This is a genomic window from Nodosilinea sp. LEGE 07088 (genome assembly GCF_015207395.1).
Lineage (GTDB): Bacteria > Cyanobacteriota > Cyanobacteriia > Phormidesmidales > Phormidesmidaceae > Nodosilinea.
This window is the reverse complement of sequence record NZ_JADEWX010000142.1, coordinates 1-16,116: the sequence shown is the minus strand read 5'-3', so window position 1 is coordinate 16,116 and position 16,116 is coordinate 1. Positions and strand designations below refer to the sequence as shown.

General features: G+C 57.4%; 16 protein-coding genes and 1 pseudogene. 9 read left to right on the top strand and 8 right to left on the bottom strand.

The features are described 5' to 3' along the window. Positions 1-433 precede the first annotated feature (433 nt). Both IQ254_RS23370 and IQ254_RS23365 read right to left on the bottom strand, forming a co-directional pair. Positions 434-2,305, bottom strand: a complete 1,872-nt coding sequence (locus IQ254_RS23370; protein WP_193968561.1) for a hypothetical protein — start codon at positions 2,303-2,305, stop codon at positions 434-436. Positions 2,306-2,574: 269 nt separating this feature from the next. Next, entirely contained in the window at positions 2,575-4,206 is a 1,632-nt protein-coding gene (locus tag IQ254_RS23365) for an alpha-D-glucose phosphate-specific phosphoglucomutase (protein WP_193968560.1), read from the bottom strand. Between the two features lie 202 nt (positions 4,207-4,408). On the opposite strand from IQ254_RS23365, the gene IQ254_RS23360 reads away from it, so the two are divergent. Beyond that, positions 4,409-5,380 (top strand): GNAT family N-acetyltransferase, encoded by a 972-nt coding sequence (locus IQ254_RS23360; RefSeq protein WP_193968559.1) that lies wholly within the window; start codon positions 4,409-4,411, stop codon positions 5,378-5,380. 20 nt (positions 5,381-5,400) lie between these two features. On the opposite strand, the gene IQ254_RS23355 is transcribed toward IQ254_RS23360, so the two are convergent. Next, entirely contained in the window at positions 5,401-5,805 is a 405-nt protein-coding gene (locus tag IQ254_RS23355; protein ID WP_193968558.1) for a hypothetical protein, read from the bottom strand. Positions 5,806-6,043: 238 nt separating this feature from the next. On the opposite strand from IQ254_RS23355, the gene IQ254_RS23350 reads away from it, so the two are divergent. The 3 genes from IQ254_RS23350 (at position 6,044) to IQ254_RS23340 (ending at position 8,636) form a co-directional block, all read left to right on the top strand. Beyond that, positions 6,044-6,715: a hypothetical protein gene (locus IQ254_RS23350; protein ID WP_193968557.1), complete on the top strand. Its 672-nt coding sequence runs from the start codon at positions 6,044-6,046 to the stop codon at positions 6,713-6,715. 249 nt (positions 6,716-6,964) lie between these two features. Then, complete coding sequence (locus tag IQ254_RS23345; protein ID WP_193968556.1) at positions 6,965-8,185, top strand: ATP-dependent 6-phosphofructokinase; 1,221 nt, start codon at positions 6,965-6,967, stop codon at positions 8,183-8,185. Between the two features lie 19 nt (positions 8,186-8,204). Then, a complete protein-coding gene (locus IQ254_RS23340) occupies positions 8,205-8,636 on the top strand; it encodes a hypothetical protein (protein WP_193968555.1) in 432 nt (143 codons plus the stop codon). A gap of 110 nt (positions 8,637-8,746) precedes the next feature. Here IQ254_RS23340 and IQ254_RS23335 read toward each other — a convergent pair whose 3' ends face one another. The 3 genes from IQ254_RS23335 to IQ254_RS23325 form a co-directional block, all read right to left on the bottom strand. Then, positions 8,747-9,199 (bottom strand): hypothetical protein, encoded by a 453-nt coding sequence (locus IQ254_RS23335; RefSeq protein WP_193968554.1) that lies wholly within the window; start codon positions 9,197-9,199, stop codon positions 8,747-8,749. A 69-nt stretch (positions 9,200-9,268) separates the two neighbouring features. Continuing rightward, positions 9,269-9,961: a DUF5671 domain-containing protein gene (locus tag IQ254_RS23330; RefSeq protein WP_193968553.1), complete on the bottom strand. Its 693-nt coding sequence runs from the start codon at positions 9,959-9,961 to the stop codon at positions 9,269-9,271. 89 nt (positions 9,962-10,050) lie between these two features. Then, positions 10,051-10,299, bottom strand: a complete 249-nt coding sequence (locus IQ254_RS23325; RefSeq protein WP_193968552.1) for a hypothetical protein — start codon at positions 10,297-10,299, stop codon at positions 10,051-10,053. 216 nt (positions 10,300-10,515) lie between these two features. On the opposite strand from IQ254_RS23325, the gene IQ254_RS33860 reads away from it, so the two are divergent. Next, a complete protein-coding gene (locus IQ254_RS33860; RefSeq protein WP_193968551.1) occupies positions 10,516-10,755 on the top strand; it encodes a helix-turn-helix transcriptional regulator in 240 nt (79 codons plus the stop codon). Positions 10,756-10,820: 65 nt separating this feature from the next. Here the strand turns inward: IQ254_RS33860 and IQ254_RS23315 are convergent, their stop codons facing one another. Then, positions 10,821-11,411: a hypothetical protein gene (locus IQ254_RS23315; RefSeq protein ID WP_193968550.1), complete on the bottom strand. Its 591-nt coding sequence runs from the start codon at positions 11,409-11,411 to the stop codon at positions 10,821-10,823. Positions 11,412-11,640: 229 nt separating this feature from the next. Between IQ254_RS23315 and IQ254_RS23310 the strand changes: the two genes are divergently transcribed. From IQ254_RS23310 to IQ254_RS23300, 3 genes and pseudogenes are all read left to right on the top strand, one after another. Beyond that, complete coding sequence (locus tag IQ254_RS23310; RefSeq protein WP_193968549.1) at positions 11,641-11,877, top strand: hypothetical protein; 237 nt, start codon at positions 11,641-11,643, stop codon at positions 11,875-11,877. Further along, positions 11,843-11,995 (top strand): annotated as a pseudogene (locus tag IQ254_RS33855) (transcriptional regulator); the annotation flags it as partial. The gene IQ254_RS23310 and the pseudogene IQ254_RS33855, both read left to right, overlap by 35 nt. Before the next feature lie 224 nt (positions 11,996-12,219). Further along, on the top strand, positions 12,220-12,801 hold the full coding sequence (locus IQ254_RS23300; RefSeq protein ID WP_193968548.1) for a transposase: 582 nt from the start codon (positions 12,220-12,222) through the stop codon (positions 12,799-12,801). A gap of 61 nt (positions 12,802-12,862) precedes the next feature. Here the strand turns inward: IQ254_RS23300 and IQ254_RS23295 are convergent, their stop codons facing one another. Further along, positions 12,863-13,123, bottom strand: a complete 261-nt coding sequence (locus IQ254_RS23295; protein WP_193968547.1) for a type II toxin-antitoxin system ParD family antitoxin — start codon at positions 13,121-13,123, stop codon at positions 12,863-12,865. Positions 13,124-13,547: 424 nt separating this feature from the next. Between IQ254_RS23295 and IQ254_RS23290 the strand changes: the two genes are divergently transcribed. Continuing rightward, entirely contained in the window at positions 13,548-16,094 is a 2,547-nt protein-coding gene (locus tag IQ254_RS23290; protein ID WP_193968546.1) for a CPBP family glutamic-type intramembrane protease, read from the top strand. Positions 16,095-16,116: the final 22 nt, after the last annotated feature.

Below are 16,116 nucleotides of genomic sequence, written 5' to 3'. Positions count from 1 at the left end.
AACCTCGTCTGCTGATACTGCCCTCCCCTTACGGGTTGAACATTCCGAGGCGGACATCTGCTTGAACACTAGCAGGGAAAGAACTTAGGAGTCCTTTCCAACTCCCCCGAACGACTTCGAGTCGCGCAGCTAACAATCTTATTAGAGAGAAAGTTTCCGTATATTATCCCTGTCAGGTTAGATAGGCCGAAACTTTCTGCCTATTCACCTCTATCTGCCAGATCGCAAGACATTTTCCGCATATTATCCGGATTTGGATGGATCGCAAGAAACTCTCCACATCTTGTTGGGTTTAGTACCCACAGACCATCATGTAGTTTTTGCTACAGAGTGTACCTCTGCTAACTGAGCCGTCTACCCGGCCAAGGCCGAATGAGTTGTTGGAATAGTTGACAGAGTCAGTGGAACTAAAGCCCTATGCTTCGCCCCATCTCTACCCCTTACTCATCGGCAAACTATAGCCCAGCTTGCGCAACCCATTGCGAAACCGAGTCTCCTGGTCTAACAACACCACCAAATGCCGCTCCCCCGCCAGCTGACAGTACTTCTTCGTGCGCGAGTCGTGGGCGATCTGGGCCGCCAACGTCGCATCGGCGCATTCAATCAGTCGGGCCATTCCCTGGTCTTGCAGACTCTGGGACCGGCTGCGGCAGTCGGCAAAAAACTGCTCAACCGTCTTGGGCAGCGCCTCAGCACTGACCTGGGTTAAAAAGTCGTAAAACTCCTGCAGCGAATGCCCCGCCTCAGCCGCTTTCAGGGCCACTTCCCGGTCCAGCTTCCAGACCGCATCCCCCGTTTGCTGGGTAAAGGTCTCCATCATCAAAAGTTCTGCCGGGTTGAGGGGTGCTCCGGTCATGACAACGTCGAGGTTGGGCAACACCCGCAGGGTACTTTCAGTGGTAATCGGGGCAGCAGTGTAGGTGTCGCTCAGCCCCAAACAAAAGGCTCCCAGGGGGGTGAGCCGAAACGCCAGCAGACCATCGTAGCGACTCAAAAACGAGAGGTCATCGGCACCCCAAAAGCTATCGAAGTCGCCACGGGGGGCATCGTAGGGCGTGATGTAAGCTACATCCAGCAGCCCCAGGGTGGCGGCATATTCAAACAAAAAACACCTCATATAGGCATCTTGCAGAATGCTCCAGGAGCCTCCGGCCTCATACAGGTAGCCATAGCCAGGCTCGCTAATGTATAGATTCTCGGGATTGCGGCTGACCTCGAAGGTCTGGCTACTGGCAATCATGTAGCGCTTGAGGTCGTCATAGGTCACCCATGCTCCCGCCGGGCACTGCCCCAGCGCCTCTACAATTTGGGCCCGGCGACCGCTGACCGCCGTTAAGCTGCGCTTGGCCTTACCGGTTTGACCTTTGATCGACTCCACCCGACGCAGCTCATCTAAAAAGGTGGTTTTGAGCCACTTCTTCCAGATCGATTGGATGGTTTTCGCTGGGGCGGCCCCCATCGCCTTTTGGCCCGCCTTGGTCAGCTGCAGCTTCTTGCCATCTAGGCTGGCCAGGCCGCCCCCCTGCACTAGCATCACCCAGGCAAAGGGTTTGATGGTGCCAATCGGGTCATGGTAATCGTTGTCGGGTTCATCGGCTGCGCTGTAGTAGTCGCCGCCCTGCAGCAGGGGAGCAATGGTGTTCAGCGTGGTCTTGCTGGGCATTAGGGTTTTGTCGCTAACGCTGACTTTACCCAGGTGAATTAGCCGCAGCACCGCCAGCAGGTCTTGCTGGGCCACTTGCTCCGTAGGGCAGCACACCACCGGCACATCTTCCGCTGTTTCTACAGACTGGCGCTTTTGGTAATCGAAGTACCGATGCTCGACCCGAAAGGTCTGGGGCGGTTGTTCAGCGCTGGGCAGGGTAAGTGTTTTGGGCTCAGGGACAAAGACTTTGAGCTTGAGCCGCAGATCCTCGGGCAACAGATTCGAGGCTGTGTAGGTGCCAGTGGGGTAGAAAAAGAGATCCAGCTTGGCGGCAGGTCGGTTGTAGGTGTACATAGAACTGCGATCGCGCCATTGGGGCAAGGCCCCATATTTGGCCTGGAACTGCTCAGCTTGGTAGCAGCCCCCGGTCAGATAAACCGCTTCGGCCACAGCGGCCTGCTGTAGCTGATCCAGCTCTTGCCAGAGGGTTTTCAAGCCGGGCCCCAACAGGTAATTGGCGATCGCACCAACGAGTTCTGCTTTACGGGTCGGTCTCTCTTGAATCGGCAGTAGTTGGAGCATTTTTTTGAGGTCGTCCACTGTCCGAAAGTTCAAGCCTTCTGTGACGGTTCTGAGGGGGAGTGGGTTAGCGGTTGCCATAGGTCAGGATAATTAAAGCGGCGTGCGCAGTGTTTTTGGAATAGATGAGCAAAAACATCTCCATATTGAATTGAGACTCGGCATGAATCCATGGGATTCTCCATCAGCATCGCTGCATCGGCAGATCGCGATGATGTCAGCACCTGGTGAGAGAGAGTCAGTTCTTCATAAGACGCTATTAATGTCGTAGTCATTGCGACCCAAAATACCAATGCAGATCCCAGAGTTCTACCCTGGGATCTGGGCATAGGAACGGCATGATCCCCGCTCTAGGTGATCACCGTGGGCTGATCGCGCCCGGTGAGGGTCTTGATCTGAGCGATCTCGTCAGCGAGAGAAATCAAATCGGCCAGCGCCGCCTGGGTTTCCTGGTTGTGCTTGGCCGGGTCAGGTTCGTAGCTCTCTACGTAGAGGCGCAGGGTCGCCCCCGACGTGCCCGTACCCGACAGACGAAAGACAATGCGAGAGCCGTCGGTGAAGCCGATGCGGACGCCCTGTTTAGTGGCGACGCTGCCATCGACCGGGTCGGTGTAGGCAAAGTCGTCGGCGTAGTCGACGGTGAAGGGGCCAAAGGTCTTGCCGGGCATGGCACTCAGCCCGTTGCGAAGATTCTCGATCAGGGTGTTGGCCTTGTCGCTCTCCACCCCTTCATAGTCGTGGCGCGAGTAGTAGTTGCGCCCGTAGGTGCCCCAGTGCTCCTTGACAATTTCCTCGACCGACTGCTGCTTCACCGCCAGAATATTCAACCAGAACAGCACCGCCCAGAGGCCGTCTTTTTCGCGAATGTGGTTCGAGCCGGTGCCAAAGCTCTCTTCGCCGCAGAGGGTGGCCTTGCCCGCATCCAGCAGGTTGCCGAAAAACTTCCAGCCGGTGGGGGTTTCATAACAGTCAATACCGAGCTTTTCGGCGACGCGATCGGGGGCCTGGCTGGTGGGCATGGAGCGGGCAATCCCCGCCAGGCCGCTGCGGTAGCCGGGCACCAGGGTGGCGTTGGCGGCCAGAATGGCGAGGCTATCGCTGGGGGTGACAAAGAAGTTGTTGCCCAGCACCATGTTGCGATCGCCGTCCCCATCCGACGCGGCCCCAAAGGCCGGTGCGTTGTCGCCAAACATGGTTTCCACCAGGTCGTGGGCGTAGACCAGGTTGGGGTCGGGGTGGCCGCCGCCAAAGTCTTCTAGGGGTTCGCCGTTGACCACGGTGCCCGCCGGGGCATTTAGTCGGCCCTCAAACAGCGCCTTGGCGTAGGGGCCGGTGACCGCGTGGAGCGAATCCATGCAGAAGCGGAAGTCGCCGGAGAGCAACTGCTGGATCTGGCCAAAGTCAAACAGGGTTTCCATCAGCGCCCCGTAGTCGCTGACCGAGTCGATCACCTCCACGGTGGTGTGGCCCAGGCTGTGGGTGGCGACGCGATCGAGGTCGATGTCGGGGGCGGCGAGAATGTTGTACTCGGTGATGGTTTTGCTGCGATCGTAGATGGCATCGGTAATGCCCTCGGGGGCGGGGCCGCCGTTGCCGGTGTTGTACTTAATGCCAAAGTCTTCGTCGGGGCCACCGGGGTTGTGGCTAGCCGAGAGGATGATGCCGCCAAAGGCCTGGTTTTTGCGAATGATGCAGGAGGCCGCCGGAGTCGAGAGAATGCCGCCCTGACCCACCAAGATACGGCCAAAGCCGTTGGCCGCCGCCATTTTGAGAATAATTTGAATCGCCTGACGGTTGTAGTAGCGCCCGTCGCCGCCCAGCACCAGGGTTTGATTTTGAAACCCCTCCAGGCTGTCGAAAATGGCCTGGACAAAGTTTTCGAGATAGTTTGACTGCTGGAAAACCTTCACTTTTTTTCGCAGGCCCGAGGTGCCAGGTTTTTGGTCGCTATAGGGCTGGGTCGAAATAGTTTGAATACTCATAGGGTCGAAATTTGCTCCGAGGTCAACCAGGTGCACCCTCAGGATAAATCCCTGGCTCATCCTGAAGGGTAAATCCACCCTTAAATTAGCGACAAGTCTAGCTTAGGCGGCAAATCGTAAGACCCGGTTAAGGTGTCTGCCCTTCCGGAACCGTCCCTATCTACGGTGTAGCAGCTCTAAAGCCCCCTAGTCTGTTGCATCTATGACGAATCAACAGTTGGTATCTGTGCAGTCGCGCCCCAGTACCGGACACCCCGATCTGCCTGCGATCGCAGCATTCTACAAGATCTGCGACCAGGTCGATCAGCTCGACAACGCCCCTTCATTGGCAAACCTCCAGCGTCGCCTCGACCACCCGCCCCCCGATGGCAGCCACCAGCGCCAGCTCTGGGAAACCGCCGAGGGCCAGCTAGTGGGCCTGGTGTCTCTCTGGATCGAAGACCCCACCGACGTGCTTGAAGCCTGGGTGGGCGTTTTCGTGCACCCCGATTTTCGCGGCGATGGCCTGGAGACGGAACTGCTGAGCTGGGCTGAACAGTGCGTTCGCGCGCGGGCGGCAGAGGCCCAGCGCCCGGCCCAGGTCTACGCTGGTACCAGAAGTGATGCCGCCTACTTTCGAGACATCTACGAGACCCACGGCTACGGCATCGTGCGCCAGTTCCACGACATGACGCGATCGCTGAGCGAACCCATCCCGGCACCCCAGTTTCCCGAGGGCTTTACCCCCCGGCTCACCACCGCCGCCGAGGCCGAGGCCTGGGTGGCAATGTTTAACGAGAGCTTTGTCGATCACTGGCACTTTACGCCGCTGACCCTGCGCGATCGCCAGCATCGCCTTAACTATCCCACCTACCAGCGCGAGCTAGATTGGATTGCTATTGCCCCCGATGGCACCCTGGCCGGGTTTTGCGGTGGCCACATCGACCACGAAGAAAACGCCCGCAAACAGCGGCGCGAAGGGTGGATTAACCTACTAGGTACCCGCCGGGGCTATCGTCGGCTGGGGCTGGCTCGGGCCATGCTGCTACACGGGCTGCACCAGCTGCAATCCGCCGGTATGGACACCGCTCAGCTGGGGGTCGATAGCGAGAACCCCAACCAGGCCAAAGCCCTCTATGAATCGGTCGGGTTTCAGGTCAAGGAGACCCACCTCTCCTATTGCAAGGACCTGTAGGGGCGCAGCATGCTGCGCCCCTACAGGTCTGAAACAGCCCGCATCTGCCGCTGGTAGTGAAAGAACTGCTGAAGGGCCGAGCTTCTTACCAGATATACCGCCGTCACGACGCTGAGCCCAATCATGAGCCCTGTGCCAACTCGCAAAACCGGGGAGAGCGTGGAACCCAAAAACAGCACTAATGCGGCCAGGGCCACCACTACCAGACTCAACAGGCCCAGCAGCAGCCATTTCGCCCATTTGCGCCCCTGCAAGACAAAATACATCACGACAATGGTGACCAAAATGCGGCCAATCGCCCAGCGATCTTGGGACATCGCCACCAGGGCCGCATCGAGCCCGCAGAGGGCCACAAACAGCGCCAGCAAAATACTGCCAGCTTTTAAGGCCGCCGGGTCGGGTTGAGGAAGGGAGGGCTGGGTCATGGTTTTGGGTTAGTGAGACCGACAACGCTCGCTAAGCAGTATACTTGCCACGGCCTCCCCCCTGAGGACCGACCCCACCAGAGATAGGCTGGCATGAGTCCAGACTCTAAGATTTGCTTGCGATCGCGAACCAAATCCTAGGGTGGCGTTAGGCTGGTCAATAACGTTCCCTGTTGAGTACCGACCCCAGCTCTACCGGCCTAGGCCGCGCCCGAATCCCACTCACTTTCTGCACGCTATGGCCACTCGCCTTTGGAGCTTTCTCACCACCGACATTGGCGACCTGGCTTCGCTAGACTCAGCCAATAGCGCTGCCGATGCCGCCGATGCCGTGCTGAGTCTAGCCGAGGTGCTGGCGGCAGAAGGCCCCAATATTCAAAAGCTGGCCCCCCTGGTGAAGCGGCTCGACTCACTGCTCGCCGCCCTCAACTCTCCGCTTGGCAAGCTGGTCGGTTCAACGCTTCCCTTTATTAACCTTGGCACCGGACTGCTGGCGTTTTATCTAGAGACCACCCAAACAGAGCCCACCCTGGCCCAGTCAGTTGCGTTGGTCAGCCAGGCCGCCTACCTGGAAAGCTTTCGAGAATTCGCCAAGCGACACCCCAGGGTAGAGCAATGGCTGATCGCCAAAGACAACACTCCCCAGGCCAAAACCATCACCCTCGAAATGAAAGCCCTGGGCATTTTTGAGCTGACCGACGACGAAGCCCGCTTAGCCAAGCTCCACTTTCATCAATCGGCCCTGGCGACAGCCTTTAATCGGGCCTTGAATGCCCGACTGGTGCAGCTTGGAGCTACCCCCGAGATCGCTGAGAGGATGGCAAAAGCCACCGCCAAAAATACGAACCGGCACATGCGAACGGCGATCGCCGACGCCGAAGACTCGTTCAAAAGCATTCTAGAGTGGTAGACAAACTCCAGAAACAGGCGGCGTTCCTAGGCTGCCCTTCGGCTGGCCAATATCCCTGGCCAGCATCCAGTTTCTGAGTATTACAACTCTTGATAAGACTGTTGAAGAATCGTTGAATGGTTGATGCGCCAACGGCATTCGGCCTGAGGATAGCAGTACGGCGCTTTTCCTTTGGCCTGGCCTGGGCCGAATGATCGCGTTTTGAGTGACCTGGTCAGCGCTATTTCTGCTCCGGAGAGTCTTTGGTTTATGGATACAATTCAACGTATTGGCATTCTCACCAGCGGTGGCGACTGCCCCGGCCTCAACGCCGTCATTCGCGCCGTAGTCAAATGCGCTAACCGACGCGGGTGGGATGTGATTGGCATTCCCTACAGTACTGACGGGTTAATTCAGGTGGCCGAGGGCAAATACGACCCCGAGCATCTGCGCCTCACCGACCACGGCTACGAGATTCCCGGCATTTTGCAGGGGTTAGACGTACTGCAATTTCTCAGCGGCACCATCCTGGGCTCGCTCAACAAAGGCCACCCCGGCGACCCCGAGAAAATCGCCAAAATTCTAGAGGGCTACCAAAAGCTCAACCTCGATGCCCTGATTGCCATTGGCGGCGACGGCAGCCTCGACATTATCTACGACCTGGCCCACCGAGGCGGCTGGAACCTGATCGGCATTCCCAAAACCATCGACAACGATGTGCCCTTCACCGAGAGATCTATTGGGTTTAATACGGCGGTGCAAACCGTCAACAGCGCCCTCTACGACCTCACCTTTACCGCCGCCAGTCACGATCGCGTCATGGTGGTCGAAGTCATGGGCCGCGACGCCGGGCACCTGGCCCTCCACGGCGGCATTGCGGGCGGGGCCGATGTGATTCTCATTCCAGAACTGGTGCCCGAGCTGAACCCGCTGGTGGTGACGCAAATCTGCCAGCATATCGCCACTCTGCGCCAGCGGGGCCGCAAGTTTGCCCTGGTGGTGGTGGCCGAAGGCGTCCACGGCGAAGACGGCACCCCTCTGCACCTGGTGGGTGAACACCTGGCCACCGCGATCGCCGATCGCAGCCGCACCCTCTGCCAAACCGGCGACACCGCCTACTGCGATATGGATCAGGTCGAAACCCGCGCCATGGTGCTGGGCCACATTCAGCGCAGCGGCATTCCTACCGCCAGCGATCGCCTGCTGGCCTCGGCCTTTGGCCGCAAAGCCGTAGACCTGATCGCCGAGGGCCGCTACAACCGTATGACCGTGTGGGAAGCGGGCCGGGTGCGGTCTAAAGATATGGATGATGTGATTGCCACCGTGCGCAGCTGTCACCAGCGCGGCGTCTGCCCTGGCCCCGTTGAAACCGACAGCACCATGGTCAAAGTGGCGCGATCGCTGGGTATCTATGTCGGCGACCCCAATACCCTGCCTGACCCTAAGGCGGTAATGCAGGAGGTGCCAGCGATCGCCCACTCCAGCTACTAACCGAACCCCCTAAAAAACCATGCTCAAACAGTACCTGCTGCCCGCCTTCACCACGGGCGCGCTGATGATGACGCTGGTAGCCTGTGGCCCCTCTGCCACCGCCCCCGATGCCCCCTCAGCCCCTGGCGATCGCTCGGCCTACAGCGAAATCCCCGTGCCCGACGGCGCGGTCGGGGAAGAGCCTACCGCCATTGCCCTCGCCGCCTTTGGTAGCGCCGAGCCCGATATCGGCAACTTTGCCGAGGAGGCCGAGCTCGTTGAGCAAACCGATGACCAAGCCCTAGTCATCCTCACCCAAACGGGCCTCGCCGATGACTCGGTCAAAGGTGTACGCTATCGCCTTGAGTTTGTGCCCGAGGGCGACCAGTGGCAACTCGACTGGGCCGGTCGTCAGGTGCGGTGCCAATCTGGCCGTGGCTCCGAAGAGTGGATCAATGAACTGTGCAGTTAGGGGGGGCTGGCTGAATACCTATCCTGAATACCGATTCGGAGTCTCGCCGCGACCGGCCCGGTGAGCCGAGTTTGCGCTCCTGATCGAGATCTTTTTTCAGGTGAAATAATCTAATACGCCAACGCCGGAAACTCCGTCACATCAAACTCAAAACAGTGCCGCCCAACCGGGTGCTGCCAGCGCTCCTGATCGGCGTTGGGCTGCCGATTGCCCAGGCGGTAGGTGCTGCTGTCAGTATCAAACATCGCGCACAGCTCAAAGGTGCGATCGCCCAGTTTTTGGTACTCATAGGGCTGATTGGTCAGCGGATCATTCTCTGAATCCTGAGCAGCCAGGGTCTCGGGCAGCTCAAAGCTGTCGTCGTCAGCGGCTGCATAGCGCTCATTCAAGCGTTGGGCGATCAGGCTCAAGTCCTGCAATCGCTGGCGATCGGCGGCAATATCTCGCTGCCGCCCCGGTGTGCCCAGCACCCAAAACCCCGCCGCGATCGCCGCAATTACCGCTGCCGTTGCGACGCCTGCAAAGGCTCGATCAAAGCTCCGATGGTCAAACGTCCTAACCATAATTTCTACCCCCTCACCTGGGGACATTTTGGATTTTAGATTTTGGATTTTGGATTTCCCCCCATCTCCTCACCCCCTCACCGCCTCTACCCTCAGCCCCTTTGGGGCGGGCTTGCGCCGAATCCAGTCGAAGTAGTACCACAGCACCCCGCCGTCGAGCACCAGCACCACCAGCACCTTGAGCAAAAAGCGCAGGGTCAACTCACCCCGCAAAAACGAGGTCAAAAACGCAATTACTGCCCCGATGGCGATCAACGCCGCCACCAGCAGCGTCAGGTAGGTCAGCCACTTGCGCACCCCCGAGAAGTACTTCTCTCGGTGGCGGGCTAGGTCGCGGTTGATCTGCCGCATTAGCCCCAGGTAAACCGGGTAGGCCACCAGTAGCCGGGCCAGGGCAAAGGCCACCTGCCAGGAGGGGTCACCGTAGCTGCGGTTGAGGCTGTCGGGAATTAGATGGTCGATAAACACAAACGCCATTTCGCCCAGGGCCTGAATCCAAATGCCCAGGGTGACAAAGGCCAATAGGTAAAAGAACGCATCCCGCGCCAGCTCGCCCGATGCGCCCTGGGGCGTGGGCAGCGATCGCCCCGTCAGATCTTCGTAGACCTCAAAAAAGGCCCGCTCCACCTCGCGGGAAGGCCAGCCGTAGTCGCGCAGCAGCTTGCTAATGAAGTCGTCGGTGGCACCGCGATCGCGGGCCAGCAAAATAAACTGCACCAGCTCGCTACGGCTGTCGGGGGGTGGGAGAATGTCTGTACTCATGGCCCTACGGTAATGCGCTAGGAATACACTGACTATACCTAGCGATCCACCTGTTTAACTGGCCTGTAACAGCAGAACTGGAGCCAGGCTCAATGGCGTATCCATTTGGTGAGAATGCGGATGGGTTGGCCAGTGATGGGGTCGAGCTGGGGTTTGCTCCAGGCGCGGGGTTCGGCAAAGCCGAGTTGGTGCAGATGGGCAATGACGAGTTCCATGCCGGTGGCGGTGCCGATCAGCATGACGCGCACGGGTTCGCGCGGGTCGGCGGGCGCTGGGCCGGGCGGGTTGCCGGAGGGTGGCAGGCTGTAGATTTCGCTGTTGGGGATGAAGTCTGACATGGCGAGATGGGAGTAATGGATGGCGAAAGGGATCCAGATCCCAGGGTTTTTGAAAAACCCTGGGATCTTTTGCCGCAAGAATCTCCACGAAGGGTGCGAAACCCTCCGCGAAATGGGAAACTGAGCTAACGAATCAGCAATAAAAGCTATATGCCATCGTGACATGTCATCTCGTCTTAGTCAAGGTGCTTTGTAGTTGTGGCGAAATGTCTCGACATGCCTGAAAGCAGCCCAAAGGAACCCAAGCCAGAGTCAGCCCTAAAGCAACTGCGCGATCAATTGGGCCTGACGCAGGAAGAATTGTCCCGCCGCTGTGGAATACCGTTGCGAACTTATGTGCGTTGGGAGACTGGGGAAGCTACGCCAAGGCCGACGATTCCGCAGGTGAAGGCGCTGTGTAGGGAGTTGGGGGTTGCGATCGAGGAATTACCTGATGACTTTGGGCCAACTAGTTAATTGTTAAGATCTTAGTGACTGCCCAAGTATTAGATTTCCTTGAATGATTAAAAACATATTTAACTCTATTTATTCAAAGGATTATCCTCTTGATCTTGAAGCCCTCGAAGCAACTTTGCTATCCATTCATAAGAGTTTCTATTGGTTTTAGATTGATCCCTTAGCTCCTTGGGCTGGAAATTTTCATAAGCATAGGCTGCGGTTTTAAAGCTGCTGTACAAGCTATAAACATCTTTTAGCTCTTGAAGGCTTAGTGCTGGAAAAAGTTTTTCAGTTAATGCACTGAAAACTTGAGTTTCAATGCCATGAGGTGCGAATACAAAGTCGTGCTTGCCAGGTTGAGCCAAAGTTTCTGTCATTTTGTCGTAATTCTTGATAAGTCTTTCAATTTCAGAAAAATTGTGATTAATTTCCATTTCAAGAAGAGATCTGACGCTTTTTGATTCCTTTTCTTGTCGCCTATTTTCCTGGCATCTAAACGCAAAAAGGCTTAAGATAAAGGCAAGTGCCGGGCCAGTAGAAGATTTAATGAGATCTCCAAGGAAGATAGGCACATTGTCCGGATTTGACATAGAAGTCCTTATTTCAAATAAAGCTGAACTACAATAAGAAGCAATATGCAAAAGGCTCTCACTGATATAAGTCTCGATAAGCATAAGCTGTTGTAAGTAAAAGTATCCCTTCTATTCTGACTTATCTGTTATAAAATCTACTGCAGAACTTTCGAAGTAATTAGAAAGTAGGTTGGGTGAAACGAAGTGTAACCCAACACAAGCACAGGAGCGTTGGGTTCTGCTGGCGCGCCACCCACCTACGCTTGAATCCGATCGCGATAGACTGATAGCAGCATTCGCCTCTCCACATCCTCGCAGGAGGTTACCGCCAATGACCGTCCAAGACCTAGAAGCGCAACTCCTTCAGCTATCACCTGTAGAAAAGCTGCATATCATTCAACTGTTGGCTCAAAGCCTAAATGCTGATGTGGTTGAGCAACAAACTGATAGAGATGAAAAGCTGTCTGATTTCTTTCGTCAGTCTCCGCTGGCACAAGCAGTTGCCAACAGTGGCGTTGACTTAGAGCGCGATCGCCGACATAGCCCTGCGCCTAGCCCGCTATTTTGATATGTCGTCCCGATTTTGGCCGGGCTTGCAGATGGACTACGACCTAGATGTCGCTGAAGACAAGATGGGCGATCGCATCAGCCAGGACGTTGTCGCGATCGTCACCAAACCCCTGTAGGGGCATTGCACTGCAATGCCCCTACGCCAATCATGACAATGCCCCTACGCCAATCATGACAATGCCCCTACGCCAATCATGACAATGCCCCTACGCCAATCATGACAATGCCCCTACGCCAATCATGGTAATTGCCCCTACGCCGATCGCTGCAATGAACGGCAAATTCGCGCTAACGCGGTTTCATGAGGGCATCCTCAAGGCATTGGCCTTCAGCCCTGCCGATGAAATATAACCCCCACAAACACCACCGTTGTTCCCTTCGCCTCAAGGGGTACGACTACTCCGCCGCAGGGGCGTATTTCATTACGATCTGCACCTTTCAACGCCGATGCCTGTTTGGCCAGGTAGTCAACGGTGAAATGCAATTAAACGAATTTGGCCAAATAGCAACTGAATGCTGGCAAGCGATTCCCGAACATTTTTCACATATTGAACTTGATGAATATATTGTGATGCCTAATCATGTTCATGGAATTCTGGTTGCCCAAGATACCCGTAGGGGCATTGCAGTGCAATGCCCCTACACAAACCCTGGCAACGTACCACAAAATCCTTATATCTCGGTATTTGGCAAGATGTCCCCCGGCTCAATTCCAGCGGTTGTTCGTTCCTACAAATATGCCACGACCAAACGCATCAACATCCTGCGCGATGCAGTGGGCACGCCGGTTTGGCAGCGCAATTATTACGACCACATCATTCGGAATGAGCGATCGCTCCAGCACATTCGCTACTACACCACAAACAATCCTCTCACCTGGGCTGACGACCAACTGCATCCATGCAACCTATCAAAATGGTGATCGTTACTTCTGTAGCAGCCCGCTTTCGCAGCCTTTGGGCAATCTCCGCAGGAGGCACTTGTTACCACAGGGGCGTGGTTTGCGTTTGCTGTTGCCAAGCAACCGATCGCCTCTGCTCCCACCATTCATCGGTCGCTTCAATGGGTTCGCGGCTCTCTAAGCCCTCTATCAAAAGTGCTTCGATCTTCGCCTGCTGAGAGAGTCGGTCTTGCTCTCTCAAAACCAAATGCACCAGGTAATCGGTTGCTGTGTCAAAGCCCGCTTGCTCAGCTTGTTGAGCGATCACCGCTTCCAAATTATCTGGCAAAGAAATATTCAGCATTTGGGCATCTCGCCTTTCGCGACTAGCTGAGCATTGATCGGGGAGGAGTCATGGTCACGGCATGATTCTCTAGGATGGCTCTATTGTATGCTGACTCCCCGGAGGTGGGCATTGAACCCCGGTAGGGGCATAGCACTGTGTCACGCGCTGTAAGGTTGTACCCCGCCCGGCGACATAATGTTATGCCCCTACTATCTCTTTGTTGGCGTTGGTTAACGTTGCCTGGGTGTCGTCGGTTGAAATCTGCGATACCAGAACCCCTAGCTCGGCGGTGGCAGCCGCGAAATCTTACATCTTTTGGAAGTTTGCGGCCAAAATCTGGGCGAATCTGCATTTTTCGTATGTTTGCCATGGTATTTGTAGGCCTATGATGCCATCGAGGTAATCCTCCATTTTGGTCCTTGCTTGGGCAACGATTTAGGCCATGCTGTTCGTTAATGCTTGCCTGCGGTTATGCCGTCGCTATCGGCGACTTCTGCGCTATGGAGCGCTGTCGTTGGCGGCGATCGCCCTTTTGGGTCTGGGCTCTGTGGCCATTGGCCTGGCGGTGGAGATTCCGGGCTCTAACTATGCGATCGCCCAGTCGCAACCCTTCAACCAGGTCGCGAGTTATCTAGTACAACCCCTGCCCACCTCCCCAACGCTGCGCCCCAACGGTGTCTGGAGCGGGCGGCTGATCTTGCCCAGTGAGCAAGACTACGCCAATGACCCCGGCGATTGGGCCTGGTTTGAGGTCTGGCACGGGGCCGAGGGCAATCCCGATGTCGTCGGCCAAGTGGTCAAGCTGACCTGGAAATCTACCGAGGCCAACGATCGCTACGTCGCCACCGTCACCAAAGACATTACCTTCAGCCAGCAGGCCGAGAATTTTTTGGCCAACGGCAACGTGGTGCCGGTGCGGCTGAATGGTCGCCAGCAGGTCGGCCCCTTGCAATCGCTGGCTGGTGCCAGGCCCCAGGACGACGTCACCGTGCGCCTGGTGGATGGAGAACTCACCACCGAGGGCGGTACTCCGGTACTCCAGACAGGGCTGGAGCCCGTGCAAATTACCGGGCGAGAGTATGGCCTGGTGAAAATTTTGGGGCCAGATACCACGGTCAACGCCCCCCTGCCAACAGAATGCCCTGGGCCAGCCCCCTGCCCTGGCGAATTCTTTCGGGTGCAGTTTTATGACCCGGCCAGCCAAGCCTTTAGCGGCCTCACTGGCACCGTGCGCATTCCCCAGCAGCCGATGGTGAATGGGGAACGATTTTTCTCTAACCTGCGGGATTTAGAAAACTCGCCCGCCGGGGAGGCGGGCTGGTATATCTACGGCGCTCGCGATGCCGAGGGCATGTTTACGGTGCAGGCACTCAAGCCCCGCAAACTGTTTCAGCTCCAACCCGACCAGGTGGTGATTGGCGAAGACCCGGGGCTCAAGTACATCGATCGCGAGAACTGGCGCGACACCCCCCAACGCAAGGGCACGCTGCAACGGGTGCTGGTCAGCCCCGATGGCGGTAGCTCTGACGCGGCTCGGGCTCGCTGGGCCGAGGGCGACTATGCCCTGGTCATTCACCTGTTTGGTGGCATTGGCGGCGAAAACAAAGAATTCGCCCCGGCTGGCACGGTCACGGGCCATTTTGCCTACGGTCTGGCCCGGGTGGTGCGCGAACCGATTACCAACGAGCTGCAGTTCAACATTCAATATCAGCAGATCTACGCCCACAACTCCGGCGGGGTGCTGTCGGGCACCCACGACTGGGCCGACTACATGGGCGACATGCAGCGGGGCTGGGTGGGGCTGCGCCCGGTGTCGGATGTGGTGGTCAAACTCGACTCGTTTATTACGCCGCTCCAGTTTGGCGACACCAATATCTCGCTGTTTCGGCAGTTGTTGATTCAGACCCAGGTGCTGGCAGCCCGCTACCGCACGGGCGATGGCACCGGGGTGGCCGGTGTCACCCCCGCCACCTCCTGCGTGCAGGACTCGAACCAGGCGCTGTTTATCGCCATGCAGCAGGTGCGGCGGCAGATCGAGAGCCATCCGGCCGTGGTGGAGTGGGTGCGGCAAAACCCCAATAGCCCAGAAGCCCTGCGGGCCAAACAGTTTGTGGCTCTGGGGCGAGATCTAGAGGCGCTGCTCACCCCCTACGGTGTGATTCGCCGCGACTGGCAAAGCAATGCCGAGACCCTGGCCGGAATTGGCGAGCCCGGTGATTTTTCGAATAATAGGGGATTGTTTAGCGGCGCGCTGAGCTGGCAAACGATGATGCCCCGCTGGGGGCACGATGCGGTGGCACGCACCTTTCTACGCCATGGTGGGCAGCTCTGGTTTTTGCGGCCCAACATGCTGGGCGGCGACGATCCCCGCATTGAGCCGATTCCGCCGACGACTCTCTTTGGCGGCATTCCGGTGCTGGGGCGGGTGGTGCAACGCTTTGCCGATGCCTTCGCTACCGGGGTGCCGGGGTACGGAGTCCTGCCGGCGGCAGGCCTGCTGGCGATCTACGCTGCGATCGCCATTCCCTGGGGCCGCCAAAACGGCATTTTGGTGCGGCAAAATGCCTTTGGCCATCCAATTCGCACCGTACTCCACGCCCTGCGCCTGTGGTTTGTGCCCGCCCTGGTCGAAGAGGTGATCTTTCGGGTGCTGCTGCTGCCCCATCCGATCGAGGGGATTGCCACCGGGCGCTGGCTGGTTTGGGCGGCGATCGGCCTGGGGCTGTTTGTGCTGTACCACTGGGTGCTGGGCAAGACGGTCTACCGGGCGGCGCAGGATACATTGTGCGATCGCCGCTTTCTTACCCTCGTCGGCGGGGCAGGGCTATTGCTCACCGCTCTCTACGGCATCACCGGCTCCCTCTGGCTGATTGTCTTTACCCACTGGGCCATGGTGCTGGTTTGGATCTATGCTCTCGGTGGTAAGGCCCGCCTGCCCGGTCGCAAGGCTGCCCAACGTTCAACGCCCAACCCCCAACCCACCAGTTAAGCCTCTCTGCCCCCTCTCTCCG

Excerpts from the sequence above, each read along its gene's own strand:
- IQ254_RS23365 (WP_193968560.1), bottom strand. The coding sequence starts at position 4,206 with ATGAGTATTCAAACTATTTCGACCCAGCCCTATAGCGACCAAAAACCT.
- IQ254_RS23340 (WP_193968555.1), top strand. The coding sequence starts at position 8,205 with ATGCTCAAACAGTACCTGCTGCCCGCCTTCACCACGGGCGCGCTGATG.
- IQ254_RS23300 (WP_193968548.1), top strand. The coding sequence starts at position 12,220 with ATGAAATATAACCCCCACAAACACCACCGTTGTTCCCTTCGCCTCAAG.
- IQ254_RS23310 (WP_193968549.1), top strand. The coding sequence starts at position 11,641 with ATGACCGTCCAAGACCTAGAAGCGCAACTCCTTCAGCTATCACCTGTA.
- IQ254_RS23295 (WP_193968547.1), bottom strand. The coding sequence starts at position 13,123 with ATGCTGAATATTTCTTTGCCAGATAATTTGGAAGCGGTGATCGCTCAA.
- IQ254_RS33860 (WP_193968551.1), top strand. The coding sequence starts at position 10,516 with ATGCCTGAAAGCAGCCCAAAGGAACCCAAGCCAGAGTCAGCCCTAAAG.
- IQ254_RS23370 (WP_193968561.1), bottom strand. The coding sequence starts at position 2,305 with ATGGCAACCGCTAACCCACTCCCCCTCAGAACCGTCACAGAAGGCTTG.
- IQ254_RS23315 (WP_193968550.1), bottom strand. The coding sequence starts at position 11,411 with ATGCTTATCGAGACTTATATCAGTGAGAGCCTTTTGCATATTGCTTCT.
- IQ254_RS23335 (WP_193968554.1), bottom strand. The coding sequence starts at position 9,199 with ATGGTTAGGACGTTTGACCATCGGAGCTTTGATCGAGCCTTTGCAGGC.
- IQ254_RS23355 (WP_193968558.1), bottom strand. The coding sequence starts at position 5,805 with ATGACCCAGCCCTCCCTTCCTCAACCCGACCCGGCGGCCTTAAAAGCT.
- IQ254_RS23290 (WP_193968546.1), top strand. The coding sequence starts at position 13,548 with ATGCTGTTCGTTAATGCTTGCCTGCGGTTATGCCGTCGCTATCGGCGA.
- IQ254_RS23345 (WP_193968556.1), top strand. The coding sequence starts at position 6,965 with ATGGATACAATTCAACGTATTGGCATTCTCACCAGCGGTGGCGACTGC.
- IQ254_RS23350 (WP_193968557.1), top strand. The coding sequence starts at position 6,044 with ATGGCCACTCGCCTTTGGAGCTTTCTCACCACCGACATTGGCGACCTG.
- IQ254_RS23325 (WP_193968552.1), bottom strand. The coding sequence starts at position 10,299 with ATGTCAGACTTCATCCCCAACAGCGAAATCTACAGCCTGCCACCCTCC.
- IQ254_RS23330 (WP_193968553.1), bottom strand. The coding sequence starts at position 9,961 with ATGAGTACAGACATTCTCCCACCCCCCGACAGCCGTAGCGAGCTGGTG.
- IQ254_RS23360 (WP_193968559.1), top strand. The coding sequence starts at position 4,409 with ATGACGAATCAACAGTTGGTATCTGTGCAGTCGCGCCCCAGTACCGGA.